At 75.6% G+C, this 23,870-nt stretch carries 20 protein-coding genes and 2 pseudogenes; 14 read left to right on the forward strand and 8 right to left on the reverse strand.

The window, feature by feature from the left end:
• Nucleotides 1-6 precede the first annotated feature (6 nt).
• Nucleotides 7-1,815 carry an NAD(P)/FAD-dependent oxidoreductase gene (locus KPL60_RS16680; RefSeq protein ID WP_226350583.1) on the forward strand — a complete coding sequence of 603 codons (1,809 nt, stop codon included), beginning with the start codon at nt 7-9 and terminating at the stop codon, nt 1,813-1,815.
• 35 nt (nt 1,816-1,850) lie between these two features.
• Nucleotides 1,851-3,398 carry a hypothetical protein gene (locus KPL60_RS16685; protein ID WP_226366398.1) on the forward strand — a complete coding sequence of 516 codons (1,548 nt, stop codon included), beginning with the start codon at nt 1,851-1,853 and terminating at the stop codon, nt 3,396-3,398.
• Here the strand turns inward: KPL60_RS16685 and KPL60_RS16690 are convergent.
• A complete protein-coding gene (locus KPL60_RS16690) occupies nt 3,374-4,003 on the reverse strand; it encodes a TetR/AcrR family transcriptional regulator (protein ID WP_226350581.1) in 630 nt (209 codons plus the stop codon). The two genes, KPL60_RS16685 and KPL60_RS16690, sit on opposite strands and share 25 nt — an antisense overlap.
• 67 nt (nt 4,004-4,070) lie before the next feature.
• Nucleotides 4,071-4,346: a hypothetical protein gene (locus KPL60_RS16695; RefSeq protein ID WP_062396425.1), complete on the reverse strand. Its 276-nt coding sequence runs from the start codon at nt 4,344-4,346 to the stop codon at nt 4,071-4,073.
• 168 nt (nt 4,347-4,514) lie between these two features.
• Here KPL60_RS16695 and KPL60_RS16700 point away from each other — a divergent pair, with 168 nt between their 5' ends.
• Complete coding sequence (locus tag KPL60_RS16700) at nt 4,515-6,677, forward strand: WD40 repeat domain-containing protein (RefSeq protein ID WP_226366399.1); 2,163 nt, start codon at nt 4,515-4,517, stop codon at nt 6,675-6,677.
• On the opposite strand, the gene KPL60_RS33820 is transcribed toward KPL60_RS16700, so the two are convergent.
• Together KPL60_RS33820 and KPL60_RS33825 are read right to left on the reverse strand one after the other, a co-directional pair.
• A complete protein-coding gene (locus KPL60_RS33820; RefSeq protein WP_255655964.1) occupies nt 6,662-7,741 on the reverse strand; it encodes an AMP-binding protein in 1,080 nt (359 codons plus the stop codon). The genes KPL60_RS16700 and KPL60_RS33820 overlap by 16 nt on opposite strands.
• Nucleotides 7,742-7,908: 167 nt before the next feature.
• Nucleotides 7,909-8,286: pseudogene (locus KPL60_RS33825) on the reverse strand (AMP-binding protein); the annotation flags it as partial.
• A gap of 354 nt (nt 8,287-8,640) precedes the next feature.
• Between KPL60_RS33825 and KPL60_RS16715 the strand changes: the two are divergent.
• The 7 genes from KPL60_RS16715 to KPL60_RS16745 all read left to right on the forward strand — a co-directional run bounded on the left by KPL60_RS16715 (nt 8,641) and on the right by KPL60_RS16745 (nt 14,713).
• Nucleotides 8,641-9,324 carry an ANTAR domain-containing protein gene (locus KPL60_RS16715; RefSeq protein ID WP_226366400.1) on the forward strand — a complete coding sequence of 228 codons (684 nt, stop codon included), beginning with the start codon at nt 8,641-8,643 and terminating at the stop codon, nt 9,322-9,324.
• An 88-nt stretch (nt 9,325-9,412) separates the two neighbouring features.
• Nucleotides 9,413-10,678 (forward strand): S8 family serine peptidase, encoded by a 1,266-nt coding sequence (locus KPL60_RS16720; protein WP_226366401.1) that lies wholly within the window; start codon nt 9,413-9,415, stop codon nt 10,676-10,678.
• Entirely contained in the window at nt 10,675-10,905 is a 231-nt protein-coding gene (locus KPL60_RS16725) for a hypothetical protein (RefSeq protein WP_226366402.1), read from the forward strand. Before KPL60_RS16720 ends, KPL60_RS16725 begins: the two co-directional genes overlap by 4 nt.
• A 221-nt stretch (nt 10,906-11,126) precedes the next feature.
• A complete protein-coding gene (locus KPL60_RS16730) occupies nt 11,127-11,336 on the forward strand; it encodes a hypothetical protein (protein ID WP_226350574.1) in 210 nt (69 codons plus the stop codon).
• A 35-nt stretch (nt 11,337-11,371) separates the two neighbouring features.
• Complete coding sequence (locus tag KPL60_RS16735; RefSeq protein WP_226350573.1) at nt 11,372-12,577, forward strand: CoA transferase; 1,206 nt, start codon at nt 11,372-11,374, stop codon at nt 12,575-12,577.
• Nucleotides 12,578-12,586: 9 nt separating this feature from the next.
• A complete protein-coding gene (locus tag KPL60_RS16740; RefSeq protein ID WP_060711293.1) occupies nt 12,587-13,036 on the forward strand; it encodes a VOC family protein in 450 nt (149 codons plus the stop codon).
• Between the two features lie 375 nt (nt 13,037-13,411).
• Nucleotides 13,412-14,713 (forward strand): HNH endonuclease signature motif containing protein, encoded by a 1,302-nt coding sequence (locus tag KPL60_RS16745; RefSeq protein WP_226366403.1) that lies wholly within the window; start codon nt 13,412-13,414, stop codon nt 14,711-14,713.
• A gap of 289 nt (nt 14,714-15,002) precedes the next feature.
• Here KPL60_RS16745 and KPL60_RS16750 read toward each other — a convergent pair whose 3' ends face one another.
• Nucleotides 15,003-17,054, reverse strand: a complete 2,052-nt coding sequence (locus KPL60_RS16750) for a glycosyltransferase family 39 protein (protein WP_226366404.1) — start codon at nt 17,052-17,054, stop codon at nt 15,003-15,005.
• A gap of 127 nt (nt 17,055-17,181) precedes the next feature.
• Here KPL60_RS16750 and KPL60_RS16755 point away from each other — a divergent pair, with 127 nt between their 5' ends.
• Nucleotides 17,182-17,874: a DUF899 family protein gene (locus KPL60_RS16755; protein ID WP_226366405.1), complete on the forward strand. Its 693-nt coding sequence runs from the start codon at nt 17,182-17,184 to the stop codon at nt 17,872-17,874.
• On the opposite strand, the gene KPL60_RS16760 is transcribed toward KPL60_RS16755, so the two are convergent.
• Nucleotides 17,859-18,473 carry a TetR/AcrR family transcriptional regulator gene (locus KPL60_RS16760; RefSeq protein ID WP_226350569.1) on the reverse strand — a complete coding sequence of 205 codons (615 nt, stop codon included), beginning with the start codon at nt 18,471-18,473 and terminating at the stop codon, nt 17,859-17,861. The genes KPL60_RS16755 and KPL60_RS16760 overlap by 16 nt on opposite strands.
• A gap of 77 nt (nt 18,474-18,550) precedes the next feature.
• Here KPL60_RS16760 and KPL60_RS16765 point away from each other — a divergent pair, with 77 nt between their 5' ends.
• The 3 genes from KPL60_RS16765 to KPL60_RS16775 are packed head-to-tail and all read left to right on the forward strand — an operon-like array spanning nt 18,551 to nt 21,676.
• On the forward strand, nt 18,551-19,678 hold the full coding sequence (locus tag KPL60_RS16765) for a nitronate monooxygenase family protein (protein ID WP_226350568.1): 1,128 nt from the start codon (nt 18,551-18,553) through the stop codon (nt 19,676-19,678).
• On the forward strand, nt 19,675-21,210 hold the full coding sequence (locus KPL60_RS16770; protein ID WP_226366406.1) for an acetyl-CoA acetyltransferase: 1,536 nt from the start codon (nt 19,675-19,677) through the stop codon (nt 21,208-21,210). The genes KPL60_RS16765 and KPL60_RS16770 overlap by 4 nt, the downstream gene beginning before the upstream one ends.
• A gap of 16 nt (nt 21,211-21,226) precedes the next feature.
• Nucleotides 21,227-21,676 (forward strand): SRPBCC family protein, encoded by a 450-nt coding sequence (locus KPL60_RS16775; RefSeq protein ID WP_226366407.1) that lies wholly within the window; start codon nt 21,227-21,229, stop codon nt 21,674-21,676.
• On the opposite strand, the pseudogene KPL60_RS16780 reads toward KPL60_RS16775, so the two are convergent.
• Nucleotides 21,604-22,937: pseudogene (locus KPL60_RS16780) on the reverse strand (aspartate aminotransferase family protein). The gene KPL60_RS16775 and the pseudogene KPL60_RS16780 sit on opposite strands and share 73 nt — an antisense overlap.
• Nucleotides 22,928-23,863, reverse strand: coding sequence for a ketopantoate reductase family protein (locus tag KPL60_RS16785; RefSeq protein ID WP_226366408.1), 936 nt, complete (start codon nt 23,861-23,863; stop codon nt 22,928-22,930). Before KPL60_RS16785 ends, KPL60_RS16780 begins: the two are co-directional and overlap by 10 nt.
• Between the last annotated feature and the right edge of the window lie 7 nt (nt 23,864-23,870).

The raw sequence follows: 23,870 nt of genomic DNA on the forward strand, positions 1-23,870 counted from the left end.
ACGAGCGTGACGACGACCGGGACCACCGACCCCACCGCGGCCGACCTGGACCGGCTGCGGGAGCGCTACCGCGCCGAGCGCGACCGCAGGCTGCGCCCCGACGGCACCGCCCAGTACCGGGCGTCGACCGGGGAGTTCGGCTTCTACGCCGACGACCCGTGGTCCGAGCCCACCGACCGCGACCCGGTCCGGGACGAGGTGGACGTGCTGGTCGTCGGCGGCGGTTTCGGCGGGCTGGTCGCCGCGGCCCGGCTGCGGCAGGCCGGCCACGAGCGGATCCGGATCGTCGACGTCGCCGGGGACCTCGGCGGGACCTGGTACTGGAACCGCTACCCCGGCATCGCCTGCGACATCGAGAGCTCGATCTACCTGCCGCTTCTGGAGGAGCTGGGCGGGATGCCCAGCCGTCGCTACCCGCCGGGCGGGGAGATCCGGGCGCACGCCCGCGCGGTCGGCGAGCACTTCGACCTCTACCGCGACGCCCTGTTCCACACCGAGGTCACCACCCTGGTCTGGGACGACGACGCGCGGGCCTGGCAGGTCGGCACCGACCGCGGCGACGCGGTCACCGCCCGGTTCGTGGTGATCTCCTCCGGGCCGTTCAACCGGCCCAAGCTGCCCGGGATCCCCGGCATCGCCGACTTCGCCGGGCACACCTTCCACACCAGCCGGTGGGACTACGGCTGGACCGGCGGCGACGAGCGGGGCGGCCCGCTCGACCGGATCGGCGACCGCACTCTCGCCGTGGTCGGTACCGGGGCCACGGCGATCCAGTGCGTCCCGCACCTGGCCGGGGCCGCGCGGCACCTCTACGTCGTGCAGCGGACGCCGTCGTCGGTCGACACCCGCGACGACGCCCCCTACGACGAGGCCTGGTGGCGGGCGCTGACCCCGGGCTGGCAGCGCCGCCGTCGCGAGGACTTCCTGAACCTGATGGACATGCGACCGGCGCCGCACGGCTCGCACGGCCCCGACGGCGTCGCGGACAGGTGGACCGACACCGCCCCGATCCGGGGCGCGCAGCGGCTCGCCCGGACCCGGGGCACCGAGGACCCGGCCGAGGCGCTGGAGATCGCCGACGCCGAGAAGATGGACGAGATCCGGGCCCGGGTCGACCAGATCGTCGCCGACCCGGCGACGGCCGCGGCGCTCAAGCCCTGGTACCGCCAGATGTGCAAGCGGCCCACCTTCAGCGACACCTACCTGCAGACCTTCAACCGGGACGACGTGACGCTGCTCGACACCGGCGGGCAGGGCGTCGAGCGGATCACCCGCGACGGTCTGGTGGTCGACGGCGTCGAGTACCCGGTGGACGCGATCGTGTTCGCCACCGGGTTCGAGCTCGGCGCCGACCCCGCCACCCGGGCCGGGGCCGACATCCGCGGGCGCGACGGCGTCACCCTCGCCGAGCACTGGGCGGACGGGCTGTCCACACTGCACGGCTGGGTCAGTCGCGGCTTCCCCAACCTGTTCCACGTCGGGGCCGGGCAGAACTCGGCGTCGGTGAACTTCGCGCACGTGCTGGAGGAGCAGGCCGGGCACATCGCGGCGGTCTGCGCCGAGGCCGACCGGCGCGGGGTCCGCGTCGTCGAGCCGACCGCCGAGGCGGAGGCGGCGTGGGTCGCCACCATCCGCGAGCGGGCGCAGGACCAGCACGGTTTCCTCGCCGGGTGCACACCCGGCTACTACAACTTCGAGGGCCGCCCGCGGAAGCGCAGCGAGCAGTTCGGCGGCGGTCCGGTCGAGTTCCACGAGATCCTGCGCGACTGGCGCGCCGGCGGGATGGACGACGTGCTCTCCGGCGGCGCCCCGTGAGCGTGCGCCCGGTCGCGGGGCCGGACCGGGGACCCGTGCGGACCACGCCCGGGCTGCGGGCCGAACCGCTGTGCCCGCCGAACCCGCTGTGGGCGTCCAACGGGATCGTGGCCGGTCCGGACGGCCGGCTGTGGATCGCGCAGTTCCTCGGCGGCACCGTGTCCGCGTTCGACCCGGCGACCGGCGGGCTCGAGACGGTGCTCGGGCCGGACGGGCCGCTCACCGCGCCCGACGACCTCGTGTTCGGCGCCGACGGCGAGCTGTTCGTCGTCGACCTGCCCGCCGGGCTGGTGTGGCGCCGGGCGTCCGACGGGGCCATGACCGTCGTCGCCGACGGGATCACCGCCCCGGACGGGATCGCCTGGCACCGCGGACGGCTGTTCGTCAACGAGCTGTGCCCGGACGGCCGGCTGCTGGAGATCGACCCGACCGGCGGGCCGCCGCGGGTGCTCGCGACCGGGCTCGCGCTCGGCAACGCGATGGAGGTCGGCCCGGACGGGCTCCTGTACTACCCGCACCTGCTCTCCGGCGAGGTCTGGCGGGTCGACCCGGACGGCGGCGCCCCCGAACGGCTGCTCACCGGGCTGGACCGGCCGGTGGCCGTGCGCTTCGACCCCGCGGGACGGCTGCGCATCCTGTCCAACGGCGGACGCGGCGCCCTGTGGACCGCCGACGGTGGGCGGGTCACCGCCACCCTCGACACCGGCGTCGGCGGCGCGGACAACGTGGTGTTCACCGCCGACGGCGCGGCCTGGGTGACCGGCGCCTTCCACGGCGGGCTGGTCCGGGCCGGCGTCGACGGCACGGTGACCACGATGCTGCCGGCCGGGCTGTGCGGCCCCTGGGGCGTGGCCGCCGACGGTGCGGGCGCGCTCGTCGCCGACCACTTCTCCCTGGCCCGGGTGGCCGGCGGCGCCGTCACCGCGCTCGGCGACGTCGTCACCGAGGTCCGCGGCGGGGTCCGCGGACTCGCCCGGCACCACGGCGACACGGTCGTCACCACCGGGACCGGGGTGTGGCGCGGACATCCCGGCTCCTGGACGCCGCTGGCCGACGGGCTGGCCGGGGCGACCGGCGTCGCCTCCTGCCGGGACGGGCTGCTGGTCGCCGAGACCGGCGCCGGGCGGGTCCTGCACCTCGCCGACGACGGCACCGTCACCGTGCTCGCCACAGGTCTCGACGGGCCGGTGGACGTGGCCGTCGACGGCACCGGCACCGCCTACGTCACGCTGACCGGCGGCGGGCAGGTCGTGCGGCTCACCCGCGGCCACGAGGGCGCCGGCGCCGGAACCGTCCTCGCCGCGGGCCTGCACCGGCCGGAGGGGATCGCCGTGGCCGGGGGCGCGCTGTGGTGCGCCGAGGCCGCCGCGGGACGGCTGCTGCGCATCGACCCGGACGGCCGGGCGGTCACCGTCGCGGCGTCGGGGCTGCCGTTCGACGTGCGGCCGCCGCACGTTCCCGCGGACTGCCGCAGCGGCGCGGCCGCCCGGCCCGCCCCGTTCGCCGGGGTCGCGGGGGCCGACGACGACTCCGTGCTCGTCGCGGTCAACGGCGCGGGCTACGTGCTGCGGGTCGGCCCCTGACCGGCCGCCCGCTCGCCGTCGACGCCGTGGGTCGCGGCGTCGACGGCCGCCGACAGCCGCTCCCGCAGCTGCGCGGCCGGTGGGCGGCGCCCGTCGGCGGTGGCGGCTGCGATGTCCTCGGTGGCGACCCGCAGCGCCCCGTTGAGCGCCGCGGCCTGCACCCGCACGGCGACGTCCTCGGGGTCGCGGCCGAACCGTCCCGCGAGGATCCCGGCCAGGACCGGCTCGGCCCGTTCCTGCACGACCAGCCAGATCGCGCGCAGGGCGGGCTCGGAGCGGCTCATCCGGATCACCGCGAGGACGAGGTCACCGTCGTCCGGCCCCGCGTCCGGGTGCTCGGCGTAGTCCCCGGCGAGGTGCTCGGTCAGCGCGACGCCCGCGGGCCAGCGGGCCAGGCTCGCGGTGAACGCGTCGGTGGCCAGGCTCAGCACCGGCTCGACGCAGCTCTCCTTGGTGCGGAACCAGCGCCAGAACGTGCGTGCCGACAGCCCGACCGCCTCGGCGATCTGCTCCCCGCCGGTCGCGGCGACGCCGTGCTCGCGGAACAGCCGGATCGCCGCCCGGGAGATCTCCAGGCGCTGCAGGGTGCGGCGACGGTCGCTCATCGGCCGCCGTCCGCGCCGGACCGCCGTCCCCTCCGTCACACCGCACCCCCGAGTGCTCGCCGGGCGGTCAGCCTAGACGGCGGGCGTTGGCCCGCACCCGGGTGCGGATCGGCTCCAGCGCCCGCCCGAGGGTCTCCGGGCCCGGCTTCGAGGTGACCAGGACGACCGCGGCCCGGGAGAACCCGTCGACCTTCTCGGCCCACATCCGGTGGAACTCCCGGACCTCGCGCGCCGGGGGCGGGAAGCCCGAGGTGAGCATCCGGGCGGTGCGACGCGCGATGACCAGCGGCGCGAACACCGCGATCTCGGCGAGCGAGAGGACGGCACGAGTGGTGGCGGGCACGGGACGGACGGTAGCCCCTGTCCCCGACACCCACGGGCCGCGCGCCGGTCACCGAGGGCTCGCCGCCGGTCACCGCCGGTTCGGGTGGCGACACCCCCTCCCACGTTAACGATGGGGCGCGGGGCCACGACAGGTAACCGAACGCGACCCCGGGGAGGGCTCACACGCATGGCCGTCGAGACGTTCTGGGACGGGCTGGAACGGCGCATCGCCGCCGGCGAACCGCCGTACGGGGAGCACCCGGGCGTCGCGCCGGACGGAGTGACTCCCGAGGCGCTGCGCCGCGTCCTGGACCTCGAGGCGCACCACCTGCGCCGCTCCGGCACCGCGCCGGTCGCCCAGCACCTGCTCGCCGGGGCCGTCCTGGCCGGGGAGGCCGCGCTGGCCGGGGCCGCCCGGGCCCGGCTCACCGCCCAGGGCGTCCCCGCGCTGACCACCCGCTGGCGCACCCGGCCGCCGTCGGCCGCGCTGAGCCGGGTCCTGGAGGGCCACGGCGACGCGGTCGTCGCGCTGCTCGCCGGGCCGGACGGCCTGCTGCTGTCGCTCGACGCCTCCGGTGAGAGCGGCGCCTGGGACGCCGGGACCGGACACGCGGTCCCGGACCCGCTGGCCGGGCCCGGCGGTCCGCGACCCCCGGCCTCCGCGGTCCACGCCCGGACGGTCGCCCTGTCCCCCGACGGCGGCCTGCTCGCCCTCGCCGGTGACGACCCCGTGGTGCGGGTGCTGGCCACCGACGGCCCGGCCCGCGGCGCCGAGGTCACGACCCTGGCCGGGCGGCCCGGCCCGGTGACCGCGCTCGCGGTGACCGGGACCGCCCCGACCCGGGTGGTCGCGGGCGGCGCCGACGGCGCGGTGCGGGTGTGGGACGTGACCAGCGGCGCGGCCGTCTCGGTCGCCCGCGGCCACGCCGGCCCGGTGACCGCGCTGACCGCGACCGGCCAGGGCACCGTCGTGTCCGGCGGGGTGGACGGCACGCTGCGGTCCTGGGACCCGGCCACCGGGGCCCCGCTGGGGCTGCTGGAGGGCGGGCCCGCCGTGGTCGCCGTGGTGGTGCCGACGGCGGGGCAGCTGCTCGCGGCCACCGCCGACGGCGCGCTGCACGTGTTCGCGCTGGTCGACGGGGTGCCGCAGGACGCGGTGCGGCTCGACGTCCCCGGCGACGGCGTCGCGGTCACCGCGGCCGCGTGCGCCGGTGAGGGCCGGGTCGTCGTCGGGCGGGTGGACGGGACCGTGCAGCTCGTCCCGACCACCGGCCCCGGCCCGGTCGCCGAGCTCGCCGGGCACGGCGCCGCGGTGCGGGCGGTCACCGCCGACGCCGCGGGCACCGTCGTCGCGTCCGGGGACGACCACGGCCGTGTCCTGGTCTGGGACCCGGCACGGGCCCGGCCGGGTGCCGGCGGGCACGCCGGGGTCTCCCCCGCGGTCGGTGCGGTCGCCGCGGGCACGGGCCTGGTCGTCTCGGCCGGTCGCCGCTCCGACGGGCTGCTCGCGCACGACCCGGCCACCGGCGCGCGTCGCTGGGGCGTCCCGGCCGGTGCGGGCCCGCTGTGGTTCGACCCGTCCGGGACGAGGCTGTTCGCGGTCACCGGGACCGCGACCGTCGAGGAGCGCTACGCGACGACCGGGGTGCGGGCCGGTGCGGTGTCGCTGCCCGGCCGTGTGCTGGCCGGGCGGGGCGCGCTGGTGGTGACCGGTGAGCCGGACGGCACGGTCGCCGTGCGCGACGCGCGCAGCGGGCGGGCCTTCCGCACCACCCGGCTGCCGTCGGCACCGCGGGTGGCCGCGCCGACCCCCGGCGGGGCGACGGTGCTGCTCGCCGCGGACGGCTTGCTGGCCTGCTGGCGGCCCGCCTCGGCGGAGGTGGTCACGGTGGAGCTGCCGGCCGGGCTGGTCACCGCCGTCGCCGTCGACGACGACGGCTGCCACGGCGTGGTCTGCGACGCCGACGGCCGGGTGCACATCTGGCGGGCCGGGTCGGCCACGGTGACGACGGTGCGCGCCGACGCGGCGCACCTGACCGCGGCCGCCGGTGCGGGCCGGTGCCGCGCGGTGACCGCGGGCTCGGACGGCACGGCGGTGCTGTGGGACCTGACCTCGGCGACGGCGCTCGGCCGGGTGCCGCTGGACGCGCCGCTGACCGCGGTCGCGGTGGGGGGCGGGACGGTGGTCGTCGGCGACGGGTGCGGCGAGGTGCACTGCCTCGACCTGCTCGCCGGGGCCGCCGCGGCCGTCCCGGACGGTGTCATCCCCGAGCAGGGCGGCGCGGCCGTGGTCCCGGCGCCACGCACCGGGACCACGGACCGCGAGGCGGCCGCTCAGCTCAGCGAGTAGCCCTCGAACTTCTCCCGCAGGGTCTTCTTGGAGAACTTGCCGACGCTCGTCTTGGGCACCTCGTCGATGAACTCGACGGCGTCGGGGAGCCACCACTTGGCGACCCGGTCGGTGAGGAAGGCGATGAGCTCGTCGGCGGTGAGCGTCTCGCCGTCCTTCACCACGACGCACGCCATCGGGCGCTCCACCCAGCGCTCGTGCGGGATCGCGATGACCGCGGCCTCGGCGACCTTCGGGTGCGCCATGATCTCGTTCTCCAGCTCCACCGAGCTGATCCACTCACCACCGGACTTGACCAGGTCCTTGGTGCGGTCGACGAGCTTGACGTAGCCCGAGCCGTCGACGACGGCGACGTCGCCGGTGCGCAGCCAGCCGTCGGAGGTGAACTGCGTGCCGCCGCCCTCGCCGCGGTAGTACTCCGAGGCGATCCACGGGCCCGCCACCTGCACCTCACCGCTGGTGGTGCCGTCCCAGGGCTGCTCGGCACCGGTCTCGGGGTCGGCGATGCGCAGGTCGACGAGCGGGACCGGGGGGCCCTGCAGGGCGCGCACGGTGGCCTTGTCGTCGTCGGACAGGTCGTCGTGCTGGGAGCGCAGCACGCCCAGGGTCGCGACCGGCGAGGTCTCGGTCATCCCCCAGCCCTGCAGGACCGGCAGGCCGATCGCGGCGCGGAAGCCCTCCGACATCGACTTCGGCACCGCCGAGCCGCCGCAGAGCAGGATCCGCAGCGACGAGCAGTCGTACTCGCCGAGCTTGGGCAGCAGGCCCATCCAGATCGTCGGGACGCCCGCGGCGACGGTGACCCGGTGGTCCTGGATCAGTGTCAGGACCGCGTCCGGGGTCATGCCGGGCCCGGGCAGCACCAGCGAGGTGCCGGCGAGCAGGCAGCCGTAGGGCAGGCCCCAGGCGTTGGCGTGGAACATCGGGACGACCGGCAGGACCACGTCGCGCTCGCAGAGCCCGACGCCGTCGGCGAACAGGGTCGCGAGCGAGTGCAGCAGCGTCGAGCGGTGCGAGTAGACGACGCCCTTGGGGTTGCCGGTGGTGCCGGAGGTGTAGCACATGGCGGCGGCGGTGTTCTCGTCCTCGACGACGAACGGCCCGCGAACGGCTCGGCCGCGGCCAGGAGCTCCTCGTAGAGCCGGATCCGCGGGTCGTCGGGGATCTCGGTCGGCGCGCCGTCGTCGATGACGACGACGTGGCGCACCGTGGTCATCCGGTCCACGTGCGGCCAGAACAGGCCGAGCAGGGAGCGCTCGACGAACACGACCTCGTCCTCGGCGTGGTCGGCCACGTAGACGAGCTGGTCGGGGAACAGCCGCAGGTTGAGCGTGTGCAGGACCCGGCCGGTGCACGGCACCGCCAGGTACAGCTCCAGGTGCCGGTCGGTGTTCCAGCAGAACGTCCCGACCCGGCCGTCGGCCGAGACGCCGAGGGTGTCGAGCACGGTGGCCAGCCGGCGGGTGCGCACGGCCCACTCGGCGACCGTGGTGGTGCGGACCGTCCCCGCCGGGGTGGCGGTGACGATCTCCTTGTGTCCGAAGTACTGCTCGGCACGGTGGAAGACGTGCGGCAGCGTCAGGGGACGGTCCTGCATCAGACCGAGCATCGTTGCTCCTGGGGGCGTTCCGGGTGGGGTCGACGCGACCCTACCGTAACTTCGGATATGGATTGGACTATCCGATCACTGCATCCGGGGGTCGCGAACGCGGCGTCCGGAGTAATCGGACACCCGCTGTCAGCAGGTGTGACGCACTGTCCTAACGTTCTTCCCGACGTCCGCGAACCGTCAGGTTCCGGACGCGTGCACGCAGGGTCAAGCAACCGGCCCGGCATCCCGGGGTCCGCCCCGGGAACCGTTTCCGCGCAGACATCATCTGCCGGACGCGCCGGGCCAGGCCTCCGGTGCCGCTCGCCGCGGCACCCGCCGAACCGTCGCGTTTCCGGCGCGGCGGAGGTCGAGATGCTTTCCGGGTCCTCGGACGCGCAGATCCTGCGCGCCTGCTGCGACGATCCCGCGTTCCGTGCCACGCGCTCCCCGTACGTGGTCGTCGACGGGGAGCTCACGGTCGTCGGGGCGAACGCGGCCTTCTGTGCAGCGACCCTGCGCGCGCCCGGCGAGCTGGTCGGCAGGCCGCTGACGGCCGCGCTGCCGGACAACCCGGACCAGCCCGGCGCCGACGGCGTCGCGCGGCTGACGGCGTCGCTGTCGCGGGTGCTGCGCCTCGGGCTGCGCGACCACCTGCCGGTGCAGCGTCACGACGTGCCCGCGGCGACGGGCACGCCCGGCTTCGTCGAACGGGTGTGGGTCACGGTGAACTCCCCGCTGGTCGCCCCGGACGGGCGGGTCATCGGGGTGCTGCACCACATCGAGGACGTCACCGGTCTGATCAGCCCCGGCCCCGACGGCAGCGACCTCGCCGCCGCGGCGCTGGCCCGCGCCCTGGACACCGAGAACAGCCACCTGCGGGCCCGCTTCGCCCGGCACGTCAGCATCGAGCAGGCGAAGGGGGCCCTGATGGCCCAGCGCGGCTGCTCCGCCGACGAGGCGTTCACCCTGCTGCGCCGGCTCTCGCACGAGACGAACCGGAAGCTGCACGTGGTCGCCGAGGCGCTGCTGGCGGACACGGTCGGGCAGCAGCCCTGAGCCGTCACCACCCGTTCGCCCGCAGACCGTGCCGGAGCGCGATCACTGGGGCACGATGGGTGGTCACGAGTCGATCGACGGAGGCGACATGGTGGACCTGCACGCGGCCGTCCCGGGCCGGACCGCAGGCACGCTGACCGGCCGGTACCTGCTGGTGCTCAGCGACGACCTGCTGGCCGACCACGACACGGCACGCTCGGCGGTGGCGGAGCTGACCGGTCTGTCCGAGGTGACCAGCAGCCGCGACGACACCCCGGGGGTCCACCCGACGCTGTTCGCCCGGCTCGGCGTCGCCGTCGCCGAGCTGGACCCGGCCCGGCTGCGCACCGTGCGGGCCGACCGCCGGGTGCTGTCGGTGGAGCCCGAACGCGTGCTGCGTGCCCTGTCCGGGCCCGGGCTGAGCGCCGACTACCTGCGCGGGTTCGCCGACGCGGCGGGCTTCCTGGCCGAGCGCGCCGCCGCGTCGGAGACCGCCGACGCGCCCGTCGCGGCCCGGTTCGCCGACAACGACCAGGTCACCTGGGGGCTGCAGGCCACGGGCGCGGACGTCGCCGCCGAGACCGGCGCCGGGATCACCGTCGCCGTCCTCGACACCGGCCTCGACCTCGGCCACCCCGACTTCGCCGGGCGGCAGATCGAGTCGCGCTCGTTCGTCGACGGCCAGGAGGTCGCCGACGTGCAGGGGCACGGCACGCACTGCATCGGCACCTCCTGCGGGCCGCTCGCCCCCGGCTCGGGACGCCGCTACGGCATCGCCCACGAGGCGAGGATCCTGGTCGGCAAGGTGCTCGGTGACGACGGCTCCGGCACCGACGCCGGCATCCTCGAGGGCATCGAGTGGGCGATCTCCTCCGGCGCGCAGGTCGTGTCGATGTCGCTGGGCGCGGACCTGAACGAGGTCTCCGCCGCCTACGAGAACGCCGGGCGGCGCGCGCTGGACGCGGGCACCCTGATCGTCGCCGCGGCCGGCAACAACGCCGAGCGCTCGACCGGGAACGTCGGGTTCGTCGGCGTCCCGGCGAACAGCCCGTCGATCATGGCGGTCGCCGCGGTGGACGCCGCGCTGGCCATCGCCGACTTCTCCGCGGCCAGCTCCGCGGTCGAGGGCGGGCAGGTCGACATCGCCGGTCCCGGTGTGGACGTCTACTCGTCGTGGCCGATGCCCCAGCGCACCAACACGATCTCGGGCACCTCGATGGCCACCCCGCACGTCTCCGGGATCGCGGCGCTGTGGTCGCAGCGCACCGGGGCCCGCGGGCGTGACCTGTGGACCCAGCTCACCCAGGCCGCCCAGCGGCTGCCGCTGCCCTCGGGCGACGTCGGCGCGGGCCTCGTCCGGGCCCCGGGCCGATGAGCACGACCGGGAGGCTGCTGGTGTCGGTGGCCGACGGGCACGTCGCCGACGACGTCGCGCGGGCCTGCGCGGCCGCCGGACTGCAGGTGGAGAAGGTGCTCACGGGGGTCGGGGTGGTCGTCGGGACGTGCGACGACCCGGACGCCCTGCGGGCGGTCACGGGGGTCGTCGCGGTCGAGCCGGACCGCGAGGTCCACCTCGACCGCGATCAGCCGGGGCCCGCGTAATCGGTCGACGCGCCACCCGTATGTCCGATACGGTGGTGTCAGTCGATCGCGCCCGGTGACACGCCGGCCGTGACGAACCGCCCGGACCGTCCCCGGGAGGCGCCCACCCGGCGCCCCGGCCACGGCCGGTGCCACCGACCCCGTACCGGCACCGCGCGAACCCGCGCGGCGCGGCACTCCGCCGCGTACCGGACACCACCTCGACCGAAACGACCACTCCTGTGCAGGCCTCCGTCCACCCACCCGTCACCGACCCCACCGTCCGGGGCGCCGTCGACCGGCTCACCGCCGAGTTCGCCGGCCGTTTCACCCAGGACCTCGTCGACCACGTCGTGCGCGGCTCCCGCCGCGACCTCGACGTCGTCTCCGCCGCGGCGCTCCCCGAGATGGTCGAGCGCCTGGCCCGTCAGCGGCTGATCGAACACCTCTGATCCGTCCGGCCGCACCGCCGGGCAGGATGGTCGCCATGTCGCGCCCGCTCTCCGGTCTGCACGTCGTCGAGTGCGCGAGTTTCGTCGCCGGTCCCACCGGTGGCATGACGCTCGCGCAGCTCGGGGCCTCGGTCATCCGCATCGACCCGCTCGGGGGCGGCCCCGACCACGGTCGCTGGCCCGCCGCCGGGCACGGCACCGGCGACTCCTACTACTGGGCATCGCTGAACAAGGGCAAGCGGTCGATCAGCATCGACCTGCGCTCCGACGAGGGCCGCGAGCTCGTCCTCGGCCTGGCGACGGCGCCGGGCCCGGACCGCGGTGTCCTCGTCGACAACGTCGTGGGCCGCCGCTGGATGGCCAACGACGCGCTCGTCGCGCGTCGCCCGGACCTGGTGCACGTGCGCGTGCAGGGCTACCCGGACGGCCGCCCCGCCGTCGACTACACCGTCAACGCCGAGGTCGGGATCCCGCAGATCACCGGCAGCGAGGAGGGCGCGGCCCCGGTCAACCACGTGCTGCCCGCGTGGGACCTGGTCACCGGCATGTCGGTCGCGACGGCCGTGCTCGCCGGGGTGTACCAGCGCTCCCGCACCGGCGCCGGGGTGTACTCCGAGATCGCGCTGTCCGACGTGGCACTGGCCGGCGTCGCCAACCTGGGGTGGCTCTCCGAGGCCGATGAGCGCGGGCACGAGCGGCCGCGGCACGGCAACCACGTCTACGGCAGCTTCGGCGTCGACTTCGCCTGCTCCGACGGGAACCGGGTGATGGTCGTCGCGCTGACCCCGGCGCAGTGGAACGCCCTGGTGTCGGTCACCGGGACCGGCGACGTGTTCGCCGCACTGGAGCCCGCCCTCGACGCCGACCTGACCTCGGAGACCGAGCGCTACCGGCTGCGCGAGACGATCGCGGCGGTGCTGCGGCCGTGGTTCGCCGCGCGCGACTCGGCGACCGTCGAGTCCGAGCTGAACACGGCGCGGGTGCTGTGGGGCCGCTACCAGGGGATGACCCACGTCGTCGCCGAGCACCGCGCCGGAGGGCACCCGCTGCTCGCCGACCTGGCGCTGCCCGGTGGTGCCACCGGCATCACCGCGCGCTCGCCGATCCGGTGGGACGCCGACCACGGCGACCCCGGCGCCGCCCCCGAGCTGGGCCGGGAGACCGACGAGGTGCTCGCCGACGTCCTCGGTCTCGACGAGCGCACCATCGGCGGGCTGCACGACCGCGGCGTCGTCGGGTAGAGAATCCCCGTGACCGACGCACAGCTGACCGAGGCGCGGTGGACCCACGTCGCGCTGCCCACCGGCGACCTCGACGCCGCCATCGACTTCTACACGACGATGACACCCCTCACCGTCGTCGAACGCTTCTCCGACGACGCCGGGCGGAGCGCCTGGCTGTCCAACGCCGGTCAGGTGGAGACGCCGATGGTGCTGGTCCTGGTGTCGTTCGACGCCGAGCAGGGTGGCGAGCTGGGGCTGCTGCGCCCCTTCGCCCACCTGGGGATCGAGGTGCCGACCCGCGACGACGTCGACGCCGCCGCCGACCGCGCCCGGGACGCGGGATGCCTGCACTGGGAGCCGCGGCAGATGCCGGGGCCGGTGGGGTACATCTGCGCGCTGACCGATCCGGACGGGAACGTCGTGGAGTTCTCGTACGGGCAGAAGGTGTTCACCTCGGTGCGGGAGAAGTGGGGCTGAGGGCCCTGTCAGGCTCCGCGGTTCCGGGTCGCGTCGGCCGGGTGGCAGCGTCGCTCCGATGGCCGCACTCGTCCGCGCGTCGTCCCCCGGCGCGGTCGCCGGACCCCGGCCCGGACCAGTGCCCGGAGCCGTCTGCGATCCGTCCTCGCCACCTCCTGCCGGTGGCGGCCACGCCGTCACGACGGGTAACCGGTGCGGCCGTCCCTCTCGCGCCACCTCACGATGCAGCCGGTCGGCATCTCACTGTCCCCTGTCGGCGCGCGGCCACCACGCCACGAGGCACCGTCGCGAACTGTCCGCATCGCCGCAGGCCACGGATTCGCAATAGTGAACGGAAACTAGCGGTCGAACACTAGTTCGAGTATCGTCGATGGTGTGACCGCCACCCAGGGACCACCCGCCCACGCCACCGGCGTGCCCAGCGGCGGGTTCCCCTCCGGTGACCTCACCCTGCTCCGGTTCCTCGTCGAACAAGCCCTCAGCGCCGACACCTGCGCGTGGTCCGAGGCCGAGCTGGTCGACCAGATCCAGCAGATCGAAGCCCTCCAGGCCTCGCTCGCCGCCCTCCAGGCGAGCCGGATCCGCGCCTTCGCCCGCAGTCAGGTGGAGAGCGGCTCGACCGACCTGGATCCCGAGAAGCTCCACCGCAGCGTGGTCGCCCAGATCCAGCTCGCCTGCCGGGTCTCCACCACCGAGGCCCGAACCCGGGCGGCGAACGCCCGCGACCTGCACTCCGGGCTCGACCGGATCCGCGGCCTGCACCGAGCCAGCGAGCTCAGCGCCGCGAAGGTCACCGCGATCGCCGTCGAATGCCGCGACCTCGACACCACCCAACGCGCGCAGGTCGACGCCCGGCTTGCCACCAACCGGGACCTGACCCGGTACGGCATCGGCCGGCTGCGGGCGATGACCCGGCGTCTGGTCGCCGAGATCGCCCCCGACCGCTTCCGCGCCCGCGTCCACGCCGCCAAGGCCGAACGCCGAGTGACACTGCGCCCGGCACCGGATGCGATGAGCTACCTGACCACCTACGTCCCGGTCGAACAGGGCGCCGCCTGCCTCGCCGCGCTCCAGAGAGCGTTCGTCGAGGTCCAGGTCGACCCGCAGCCGCTGACCCGCACCCGCGGGCAGGTGATGGCCGACACCCTCGTCGAACGCGTCACCGGACAGGCCACCGCGACGGCGGTGAACCTCGAAGTACAGGTCACCGTGCCCGTGCAGTCCCTGCTCGACCCGCATTCCCCGCTGCCCGCCGAGATCCCCGGGCTCGGACCGGTGCCGGTCGACCTGCTCGCGAACCCCGAGGGCACCAAGTCGCTGCGCAGACTGCTCACCGACCACGGTCTGGTCATCGGCGGCGACTCCCGCAGGCGTACCTTCACCGGACTGCTCGCCACCCTGGTCAAAGCCCGCGCCGGGAACCGGTGCACCGAGCCCTACTGCGACGCTCCCGTCCGCCATGTCGACCACATCCACCGCGATGCCGACGGTGGGCGGACGGAGCTGGAGAACGGGCGTGGGGTGTGCGAGTTCCACAACCACGTCCGCGAACAACCCGGGTGGCAGGTCTTCCGCGCACCCGACGGCATCGTGGTCACCGTGACACCGACCGGGCACAGGTACTGCGGTCCGGCACCACCACTGCCGCCCGCACCACCACCGCGCGCACCGACCTGACCTCGACGCCGACGACCGCCCCGTCGCGGCGCCGGCGTGCACGCCGGGCTGCGTCGGGCCGGGCTACGTCGCGTCGCCACGCCCCACCCGCCCGCCGCCGGCCCATCGGACCGGCATGTGGTCGGCGCCGTCCCCGCATCCGTCGGGCCTGGCTACGTCGGGCCTGGCTCGGCCGGGACCGGGAGCGGGGCCGGGACCGGATACAGCCCCTCGCCCGGACACATACCCACCGGCAACGCCGCGCGCACCCCACCGATCCGATGGGGTGCGCGAGGTGGCGACGAGCGTGTCAGGAGGTCGGGGCGGACAGGTCGTAGACGGTCTGACCACCGACGGTCGTCGCCGTGTAGTGCTCGGCGACCCAGGTCGCTATCCGGCTGCTCGTCGAGTCGCTCTGCCCACCGGGGCCGCCGCCCTGGCCGCCCGCCACGTAGTAGGCGATCCGGCCCTGCTCCACGTCGGACCGGAACTCGGCGAGGGTGACGGCGGAGTCGCTGCCGGCCCACCCACCGGTCGACATGACCGCGGTCCCACTCGCCAGCTCCAGCGACGCCGCGGTCTGGGAGGTGGCGACCGCGGCCGCCCAGGTCGTCCCGGACGAGGACCGGGTCGCGGCGAGCAGTGCGGTCAGCTCCGCCGAGGTCGCGCCGCCGGAGCCGGGTCCACCACCGCCCTGCCCCGGGGCCGTTCCCCCGGCACCACCGAACCCACCCGTGCCGTCGGCCGCACCCGGACCCCCCGGACCGGCCGATCCCGGGCCCGAGCCGGGACCACCGGACGAACCGGCGGCGGTGCCGAACGAGCTCGACACCGTCCCGACCGACGGGATGCTGCCGGTGTGCCCGGTCGACGCCGTCGCCACCGCGTACACCCCGGTCCCGAGCATCCCCGCCACCAGCACCGCGACCAGACCGGACCGCACCACCGCGCGTCCCCGGCCGGGCGCGAGCATCAGCCCCGCCGCGACCACCGTGACCACCCCGACCGGCCAGCACAGCCAGGAGAAGGACTCCGCGCTCACCACCAGCAGCGCGACCGCCCAGCCACCGGTGACGAGCACCGTCGTCGCGGCGACGATCCGCGCCCACCGGGCACCCCGCTCCCGCCACAGCGCCGCCCCGCCGACGGCCACCACTCCGGCGAGCCCCGGGGCCAGCGCCACCGTGTAGTACGGGTGCATCGTGCCGCTCATCATCGAGAACACCGCCGCCGTGACGAGCGTCCAGCCACCCCACAGCAGCAGCGCCGCGCGGGTCCGGTCGGTCCGCGGCGCCCGCCGGGTGACCCACAGCCCGGCGACGAGCAGGATCAGCGCGGCCGGCAGCAGCCAGGAGATCTCGTAGGCGAGCTCACCGGTGAACAGCCGCAGCGGACCGGCCGAGCCGCCGAAGCCGGTGTTGCCACCACCACCGCCACCACCGCCACCCCCGCCGGCGCCGCCACCGTTGCCGGTGCCGCCGAGCAGCCGGCCGAGGCCGTTGTAGCCCAGCGCGAGCTCGAGCAGCGAGTTCGTCGTCGACCCGCCGATGTAGGGCCGGTCGGACGCGGGCCACAGCTCCACCAGCGCGATGAACCACCCCGCGGAGACGACCATCGCCGCCACCGCGGCACCCAGCTGCAGGATCCGGGTCCGCAGCCGCGGCGAGCCCGCGACCAGGTACACCAGCCCGAGCGCCGGGACGACCAGCAGCGCCTGCCCCATCTTCGTGAGGAACGCGAACCCGACCGCCGACCCGGCCGCGACCAGCCACCAGGTGGACGTCCGCACCGAGGCGGCGTCGACGGCGCGCGAGGTGGCCCAGGCCGCGACGACCAGCAGCAGCGTCAGCAGCGCGTCCGGGTTGTCGAACCGGAACATCAGCACCGCCGCCGGGGTCAGCGCCAGCGCCGCGCCCGCGAGCAGACCCGCGGCGGGCCCGGCCCACCGCCGCACCGTCGCGTGCAGCAGGGCCACCGCGCCCACACCCATCAGGGCCTGCGGCACGAGCAGGCTCCACGAGGAGAACCCGAACAGCCGCGCCGAGGCCACCATCACCCACAGCGCCGCGGGCGGTTTGTCGACGGTGATCGCGTTCCCGGAGTCCAGCGACCCGAACAGCCACGCCGTCGGAGACTGCGTCCCGGCCTGCACCGCGGCGGCGTAGAAGTCGTTCGCCCAGCCCGACGACGACAGGTCCCACAGGTACAGCAGCGCGGTCGCGGCGAGCAGCACCACCAGCCCGGGCCGCGCCCAGCGTGGAGCGCCCGCCGGGACCGTCCCGGGGCGCGTGTCGGGGGGCGGGGCGGACTGCGGAGGGGCGGTGCGGTGCCGTCCCGGCCGGACGGGGGTCGCGGTGCTCACGGACGATCTCCTCGGGGTCGGGGCGTACTGGCATCACCGTCGGTCCCGGCACTGTCGCGATGCTGTCGGCTCCCTGTGCCCGGTCTGTGAGCGATGAGTTCCGGGCGCGACGCCGGTCACCCCTCACATGACCGAGCCGACCACCGCCGCCCTGCCCCCCGTCGTCGACACCGCCACCTGGGAGCGCGAGCTCGCCGCGCTGCGCGTCCGGGAGAAGGCCGCCACCCGCGAGCTCGACGCCATCGCCGCCGCCCGTCGCCGGCTGCCGATGGTCGAGATGCCCGACTACGTCCTGCGCGGCGAGGACGGCCCCGTCCGCCTCGCCGAGATCTTCGACGGCCACCCGCAGCTGATCGTCTACAGCCACATGTGGCACGACGGCGCCGACTGGCAGTGCGGCGGGTGCACCGGGTTCACCTCGCAGTTCACCCGGCTCGCCGGCCTGGAGAAGTTCGACGCCCGCTTCGTGATCGTCACCCAGGGCCCGATCGACGAGGCGCTGGCCTACCGGCGTCGCGTCGGCAACACCATGACCTGGTACTCGACGGCCGACAGCAGCTTCGGCACCGACGTCGGCGCCCCGCCCGGGGGCGGCTTCGCGGTCAACGTGTTCCTGAGCGACGGCGACCGCGTCTTCCGCACCTGGCACACCGACGGCCGCGGCACCGAGCAGCTGTCCCACCTGTTCCCGCTGGTCGACGTGCTGCCCTACGGCCGCCAGGAGGTCTGGCAGGACTCCCCCGAGGGCTGGCCGCAGGGCCCCACCTACAGCCGGTGGGCCGGGCCGCAGGAGATCGCCGCCGCCTACGGTGAGGGCTGAGCCCGCGCCCGTACCCCGGCCAGGACGGTGTCGACGACCGCGGCCGCGTGGCCGCGGGCGTCGTCGCGGGCGGCGAGGTGCGCGGGGGTGGTCGCGACGTGGTTGCGCACCGCCCCCGCGACCAGGTCCGCGACCAGTGCCACCGACGTCCCGGCCGGGAGCTCGCCGCGCTCGATGCCGCGGCGCACCATCGTCCGGGCGCCACGGACGTGCTCGGGATAGGCGTCGTCGGCGAGCGCGCCCGCGATCTCCGGGACCCGGTGGGAGTCGACGAGCAGCCGCTCGACCAGCCGGCCGTCGTCGCTGGTGGCGAACGCCGTCCACAGCTCGGCGAAGGTCACCAGGTCCTCGCGCAGCGAGCCGGTGTCGATGTCGGCGACGAACCGGGCCCGGTCACGCACCGCGGCCACCAGCAGCGCCGCCCGGGTCGGCCAGCGCAGGTACAGCGACCCCTTCCCGATCGACGACCGGCGGGCCACCTCCTCCAGCGACAGCCCGGACCAGCCGCGCTCGCCGTAGACCTCGCGGGCGGCGGCGAGGGCGCGACGGTCGACGTCCGGGTCGCGCGGACGTCCGCTGCGGCGCGACGGCGGGGGCACGGCGGCGATCCTGCCAGACGGTGCTGTGACCACCGACCCACTTATGGACGGTGTCCGTCCGTAATACGCTCACCGGTGTGATCAGGACAGCGCTGACCGATCTGCTGGGCGTCGAGCACCCGATCGTCGGGTTCAACCGGTCCCCCGCGGTGGTGACCGAGGTGAGCCGCGCCGGCGGGTTCGGGGTGCTCGCCGCGGTCTCCTACACCGCCGAGGAGCTCGACGCGCAGCTGACCTGGATCGAGGAGCAGCTCGACGGGCGCCCCTACGGGGTCGACCTGCTCGTCCCGGAGAAGACCGCCGACACCGGTGCCGACCGGGAGGACCTGGTCGCCACGCTGCGTGCGCAGCTCCCGGCCGAGCACCTCGCCTTCGTCGACGACCTGCTCGACCGCTACGGCATCCCGCGGCTGCCGGTCGACCCCGGGCGCGACGCGATCGCGGCGGGGATGAGCCGGCGCGGCGCCGAGGCCCAGCTCGACGCGGTGTTCGCCCACCGGCCGGCGCTCGTCGCGAACGCGCTCGGTACCGCGCCGCCGCACCTCGTGGAGCGCGCGCACGACGCCGGGATGGCCGTCGCCGCGCTGGTCGGGACCCGCCGGCACGCCGAACGGCAGCTCGCGGCCGGGGTCGACGTGCTCGTCGCGCAGGGCACCGAGGCCGGTGGGCACACCGGCACGATCGCGACGACGGTGCTGACCCCGGAGATCGTCGGCGTCGCCGGGGACCGTCCGGTGCTGGCCGCGGGCGGCATCGCCTCGGGCGACCAGATGGCCGCCGCGCTCGCGCTCGGCGCGGCCGGGGTGTGGTGCGGCTCGGTGTGGCTGTCCAGTGTGGAGGACGTGGCGCCGGAGTCGGTGAAGCGCAAGTTCCTCGCCGCGGGCAGCGGCGACACCGTCCGCTCCCCCGCCCGGACCGGTAAGCCCGCCCGGCAGCTGCGCAGCGCCTACCACGACGCGTGGTCCGCACCCGGCGCGCCGGCGCCGCTGCCGATGCCGCTGCAGCCGCTGCTCACCCTGCAGGCCTGGTCGAGCATCGACGCCGCCGCCGACGCCGGGAACCCGGGAGCGACGGAGCTGCAGTCGTTCTTCGTCGGGCAGGTCGTCGGCGCGTTCACCGAGCTGCGCGGCGCGGGTGAGATCACCCGGGAGATGGCGCGCGGCTGCGAGCAGCGCATCGCCGCGCTGGCGGGGCTGGTCCGATGAGCCTCGACCCGCGGACACCCGTCGTCGTCGGGGTCGGAGAGGCCTCGGAGCGGATCGGCGAGCCCGGCTACGCCGCCCTGTCACCGGTCGGGCTCGGCGCCGCCGCGGCCGCCGCGGCGCTCGCCGACACCGGCGCCGACCCGGCCGCGGTCGCGGCGGCGCTGACCGTCGTCGCCGGGGTGCGGCAGTTCGAGATGTCGGTGCCCGGGGCGGTCGCGCCGCTGGGCCGGGCGGACAACTACCCGCGCGCGGTCGCCCGCCGCGTCGGCGCCGACCCGCGGCGGGCGGTGCTCGACGTCGTCGGCGGGCAGTCCCCGCAGCGGCTGGTCACCGAGTTCGCCGGCGCGATCGCCCGCGGGGAGGCCGGGGCGGTGCTGCTCGTCGGGGCCGAGGCGATGTCGACCGTGCGGGACCTGATGTCGCGCCCCGAGGCCGAGCGGCCCGACCACGGCGAGCACGTCGGCGGCACGCTGGAGGACCGCGGGTACGGCTCGGAGCTGCGCAGCCCGGTCGCCGAGGCGCACGGCGTGCTCTCCCCCGCCGCCTACTACGCGCTGTGCGAGAACGCCCGACGCGCCCGGCTCGGCCTCGGCCGGGACGCCTACGCCCACGGGATGGGCGAGCTGTTCGCGCCGTTCACCCGGGTCGCCGCCGGGCACCCGCACGCCGCCGCGCCACAGGTCCGCAAGCCCGACGAGCTCGTCACCGCCGACGACCGCAACCGGATGATCACCGACCCGTACCCGCGGTTCCTCGTCTCGCGCGACCAGGTCAACCAGGGCGCCGCGGTCCTCCTCACCTCGGTCGGCACCGCCCACGACCTGGGGATCGACCCGCAGCGGTGGGTGTTCCTGCACGGCCACGCCGACCTCACCGAGCGCGCCGTGCTCGACCGCCCCGACCTGGGCGCCTACCCGGCCGCCGAGGCCGCCGTCCGGCACGCCCTCGACCGCGCCGGGACCGGCGTGGACGACCTGGCCGCGATCGACCTGTACTCCTGCTTCCCGATCGCGGTGTCCTCGGTCGCCGACCCCCTCGGGCTGGCCGCCGACGACCCGCGCGGGCTCACCGTCACCGGTGGGCTGCCGTTCTTCGGCGGGCCGGGGAACGACTACTCGATGCACGCGGTCGCCGAGGTCGTGCGACGCCTGCGGGCCGACCCGGGCACGTACGGCCTGGTCGGTGCGAACGGCGGGTTCCTGTCCAAGTACTCCGCCGGGGTCTACTCCACCCGCCCCACCCCCTGGCGCGACGACGACAGTGCCGCACTCCAGGCCCGGCTCGACGCCGTGCCCACCGTCCCGACGACGACCGCCGCCGACGGCACCGCGACCGTCGAGACCTGGACGGTGCGCCACGACCGCGACGGCAGCCGGCACGCGGTCGTCGTCGGCCGGCTCGACGACGGCGGTGCGCGGTTCGTCGGCTGCGGCCGCGACGACGAGCTGCTGGAACTGCTCGCCGGCGACCCGGCCGGGGCGGCTGTCCGGGTCCGGCCCGACGGGAAGCTGCTGATCGTCACGCCGCGCTGACGGGTATCCGGGCCCCATGACCGAGAAGTCGCTGAGCGCCAGCCGTCACGTCGCCGCGCCGCCGTCGGCGGTGTTCGACCTGCTCGCCACCCCCGCCCGGCACCCGGAGATCGACGCCTCGGGCACGGTGCTCCGGTCGCGCACCGAGGGCAGGCTGACCGGCGCCGGGGACGTGTTCGTGATGGAGATGCACGGCCGCGACATGGGCGACTACCTGGTCGACAACCACGTCGTCACCTTCGTCGAGGACCGCGAGATCGAGTGGGCGCCCGCCACCCACGGCGGCGACCGGGGCGGGCAGCGCTGGGCCCATCACCTCGCCCCCGAGGGCGACGGCACCCGGGTCACCCACGTCTACGACTGGTCCGAGGTCACCCTGGAGCGGCTGCTGCCCTACCTGCCCGTCGTCGACGCCGACGGGCTCGCCGCGACGCTGGACCGGCTCGCGGCCGCCGTCGAGGGCTGAGCCACCTCCCCCAGGGCCGTGCCGAGGATGTCCACGCCGCGGCGGATCTCGGCCTCGGTCGCGGTCAGCGGCGGCGCGATCCGGAACGTCCCGCCCATGCCGGGCAGCTGCACGATGTTCATGTGCAGTCCCAGCTCGGCGCACCGCGCGGTGACGGCCGCCCCGAGCGCGTCGGTGTCGGAGCCCGCCAGCTCCAGCCCGACCAGCAGGCCGCGGCCGCGGACGTCGCCGATCATCCCGGTCGTGCGGGCCAGGTCCCGCAGACCGTCCTGCAGCAGCGTGCCCAGCTCGCGGGCGCGCAGGTCGAGCCGGTCGCGGGTGAGCACGTCGAGCACGGTGAGCCCGACCGCCGCCGGGAGGGGGTCGTTGACGTGGGTGGTGAAGAACAGGAAGCCGCGCTCGTGCGCGACCTGCTCGATCGCGGCCGTGGTGAGGACGGCGGCGAGCGGCAGGCCCGCCCCGAGCGTCTTGGACAGCGTGAGGATGTCGGGGACCACGCCGTCGCGCTGGTGGGCGTACCAGTCGCCGGTGCGGCACAGACCGGTCTGGGCCTCGTCGAGGATCAACAGCATGCCGCGCTCGTGGCACTTGTCGCGCAGCGCCGCCAGGTAGCCCGGCGGCAGGTCGACGACCCCGCCGGAGGACAGCACCGGCTCGACGATGCAGGCGGCGAGGCTGCCGACGGACTGGGCGTCGATCAGGGCGAACCCGAGGTCGAGCTGGCGGCGCCAGTCGAGCTCCCCGGCGTCGTCGACGAGGTCGGGGCGGTAGCGGTCGGGAACCGGCAGCGCGAAGTTGCCGGGGGCGGCGGGCCCGTACCCGGCGCGGCCGGCGACGTAGGTCGCGTTCGCCGCGGCCTGGGTCATGCCGTGCCAGGACCGGGCGAAGGAGACGATCTCGTGCCGGCCGGTGACGAGCTTGGCCATCCGGATCGCGGCCTCGTTGGACTCCGCGCCGGTGGTCAGCAGCATCGCCCGGTCCAGGCCGCCGCCGACCGAGGCGCACAGCCGCTCGCACAGCTCCAGCACCGGCCGCGACAGCATCCCGCTGTAGAGGTGGTCGAGCCGCCCGACCTGGTCGCGGACGGTCGCGACGATCTCCGGGTGCGAGTGCCCGAGGATCGCGCTCATCTGCCCGGAGGTGAAGTCGAGCAGCTCCCGGCCGTCCTCGGTGGTGACGGTGCTCCCTGGGCCCGGGCGATCACGCCGGGGGTGAAGCCGCCGCGGCCGGAGTAGCGGATGAGGTGCTCGGTCACAGCCAGGTCCTCTCGCGGGCCCGGATGGTCCGGGCGACGGTGGCGTTGACCGGGGTCGGCACGCCGAGCCGGGCGCCCTCGCGGGCCACCGCCCCGTTGATGGCGTCGACCTCGCAGCGGTGCCGGGCGAGCGCGTCGAGCAGCATCGACGGGCGGGCGTGCGGGATGGCGCCGCCGAGGCGACGGACGTGCTCGATCGGGTCGCCGACCTGCAGGGTCACCCCGGACGCCGCCGCCACCGCGACGGCCTCGGCCGCGCAGGCGCGGGCGACGGCCCAGGCGTCGGGGTCCTCGAGCACCCCGCCGATGGTGAGCCCGGTCAGACAGGTCGAGCCGGAGAACGCCGCGTTCATGACCAGCTTCTCCCACACCATCCGGCCCAGGTCGGTGTAGAGCGCGACCGCGAAGCCCGACGAGCGCCAGATCTCCGCCGAGGCCTCCAGCTGCGCCGCGGGCAGCCCGTCGTAGGGGCCGAAGCGGACCATCTCCATGCCGTTGTGGTGCGCGACGCCCGGCTCGGGCAGCGACGCCCCGAACCCGCCGACGACGCCGACCGCGATCCGCCCCGGGTCCAGCTCGGCGGCCGCGACCTCCGGGGAACCGAGCCCGTTCTGGATGGTCTGCACGACCGTGCCCGGGCCGACCAGATGCGTGCACGACCGCGCGGCGACGGCGACGTCGTAGGCCTTCGTCGCGACGATCACCAGGTCCGCGGGCCGGTCGAGGGTGACGTCGGCGGCGTCGAGGACCGCCGAGGCGAGTCCGACCGTGCGGTCACCGCTGTGCCCGGTCACCCGCAGGCCGCGTTCCCGCACCGCCGCGGTGTGCCCGGCGCGCCGGCAGACGGCGTGCACCTCGTGCCCGGCGTCGGCCATCAGCCCGGCGTACACCGAGCCCATCGCGCCGCAGCCGACGATCACCACCACCGCCATGCCGACC

This window comes from Pseudonocardia sp. ICBG162 (assembly GCF_020496225.1).
GTDB lineage: Bacteria > Actinomycetota > Actinomycetes > Mycobacteriales > Pseudonocardiaceae > Pseudonocardia > Pseudonocardia alni.

Excerpts from the sequence above, each read along its gene's own strand:
- KPL60_RS16755 (WP_226366405.1), top strand. The coding sequence starts at position 17,182 with ATGACCGAGCCGACCACCGCCGCCCTGCCCCCCGTCGTCGACACCGCC.
- KPL60_RS16720 (WP_226366401.1), top strand. The coding sequence starts at position 9,413 with ATGGTGGACCTGCACGCGGCCGTCCCGGGCCGGACCGCAGGCACGCTG.
- KPL60_RS16715 (WP_226366400.1), top strand. The coding sequence starts at position 8,641 with ATGCTTTCCGGGTCCTCGGACGCGCAGATCCTGCGCGCCTGCTGCGAC.
- KPL60_RS16775 (WP_226366407.1), top strand. The coding sequence starts at position 21,227 with ATGACCGAGAAGTCGCTGAGCGCCAGCCGTCACGTCGCCGCGCCGCCG.
- KPL60_RS16735 (WP_226350573.1), top strand. The coding sequence starts at position 11,372 with ATGTCGCGCCCGCTCTCCGGTCTGCACGTCGTCGAGTGCGCGAGTTTC.
- KPL60_RS16785 (WP_226366408.1), bottom strand. The coding sequence starts at position 23,863 with ATGGCGGTGGTGGTGATCGTCGGCTGCGGCGCGATGGGCTCGGTGTAC.
- KPL60_RS16725 (WP_226366402.1), top strand. The coding sequence starts at position 10,675 with ATGAGCACGACCGGGAGGCTGCTGGTGTCGGTGGCCGACGGGCACGTC.
- KPL60_RS16770 (WP_226366406.1), top strand. The coding sequence starts at position 19,675 with ATGAGCCTCGACCCGCGGACACCCGTCGTCGTCGGGGTCGGAGAGGCC.
- KPL60_RS33820 (WP_255655964.1), bottom strand. The coding sequence starts at position 7,741 with ATGTGCTACACCTCCGGCACCACCGGCAACCCCAAGGGCGTCGTCTAC.
- KPL60_RS16700 (WP_226366399.1), top strand. The coding sequence starts at position 4,515 with ATGGCCGTCGAGACGTTCTGGGACGGGCTGGAACGGCGCATCGCCGCC.
- KPL60_RS16690 (WP_226350581.1), bottom strand. The coding sequence starts at position 4,003 with ATGAGCGACCGTCGCCGCACCCTGCAGCGCCTGGAGATCTCCCGGGCG.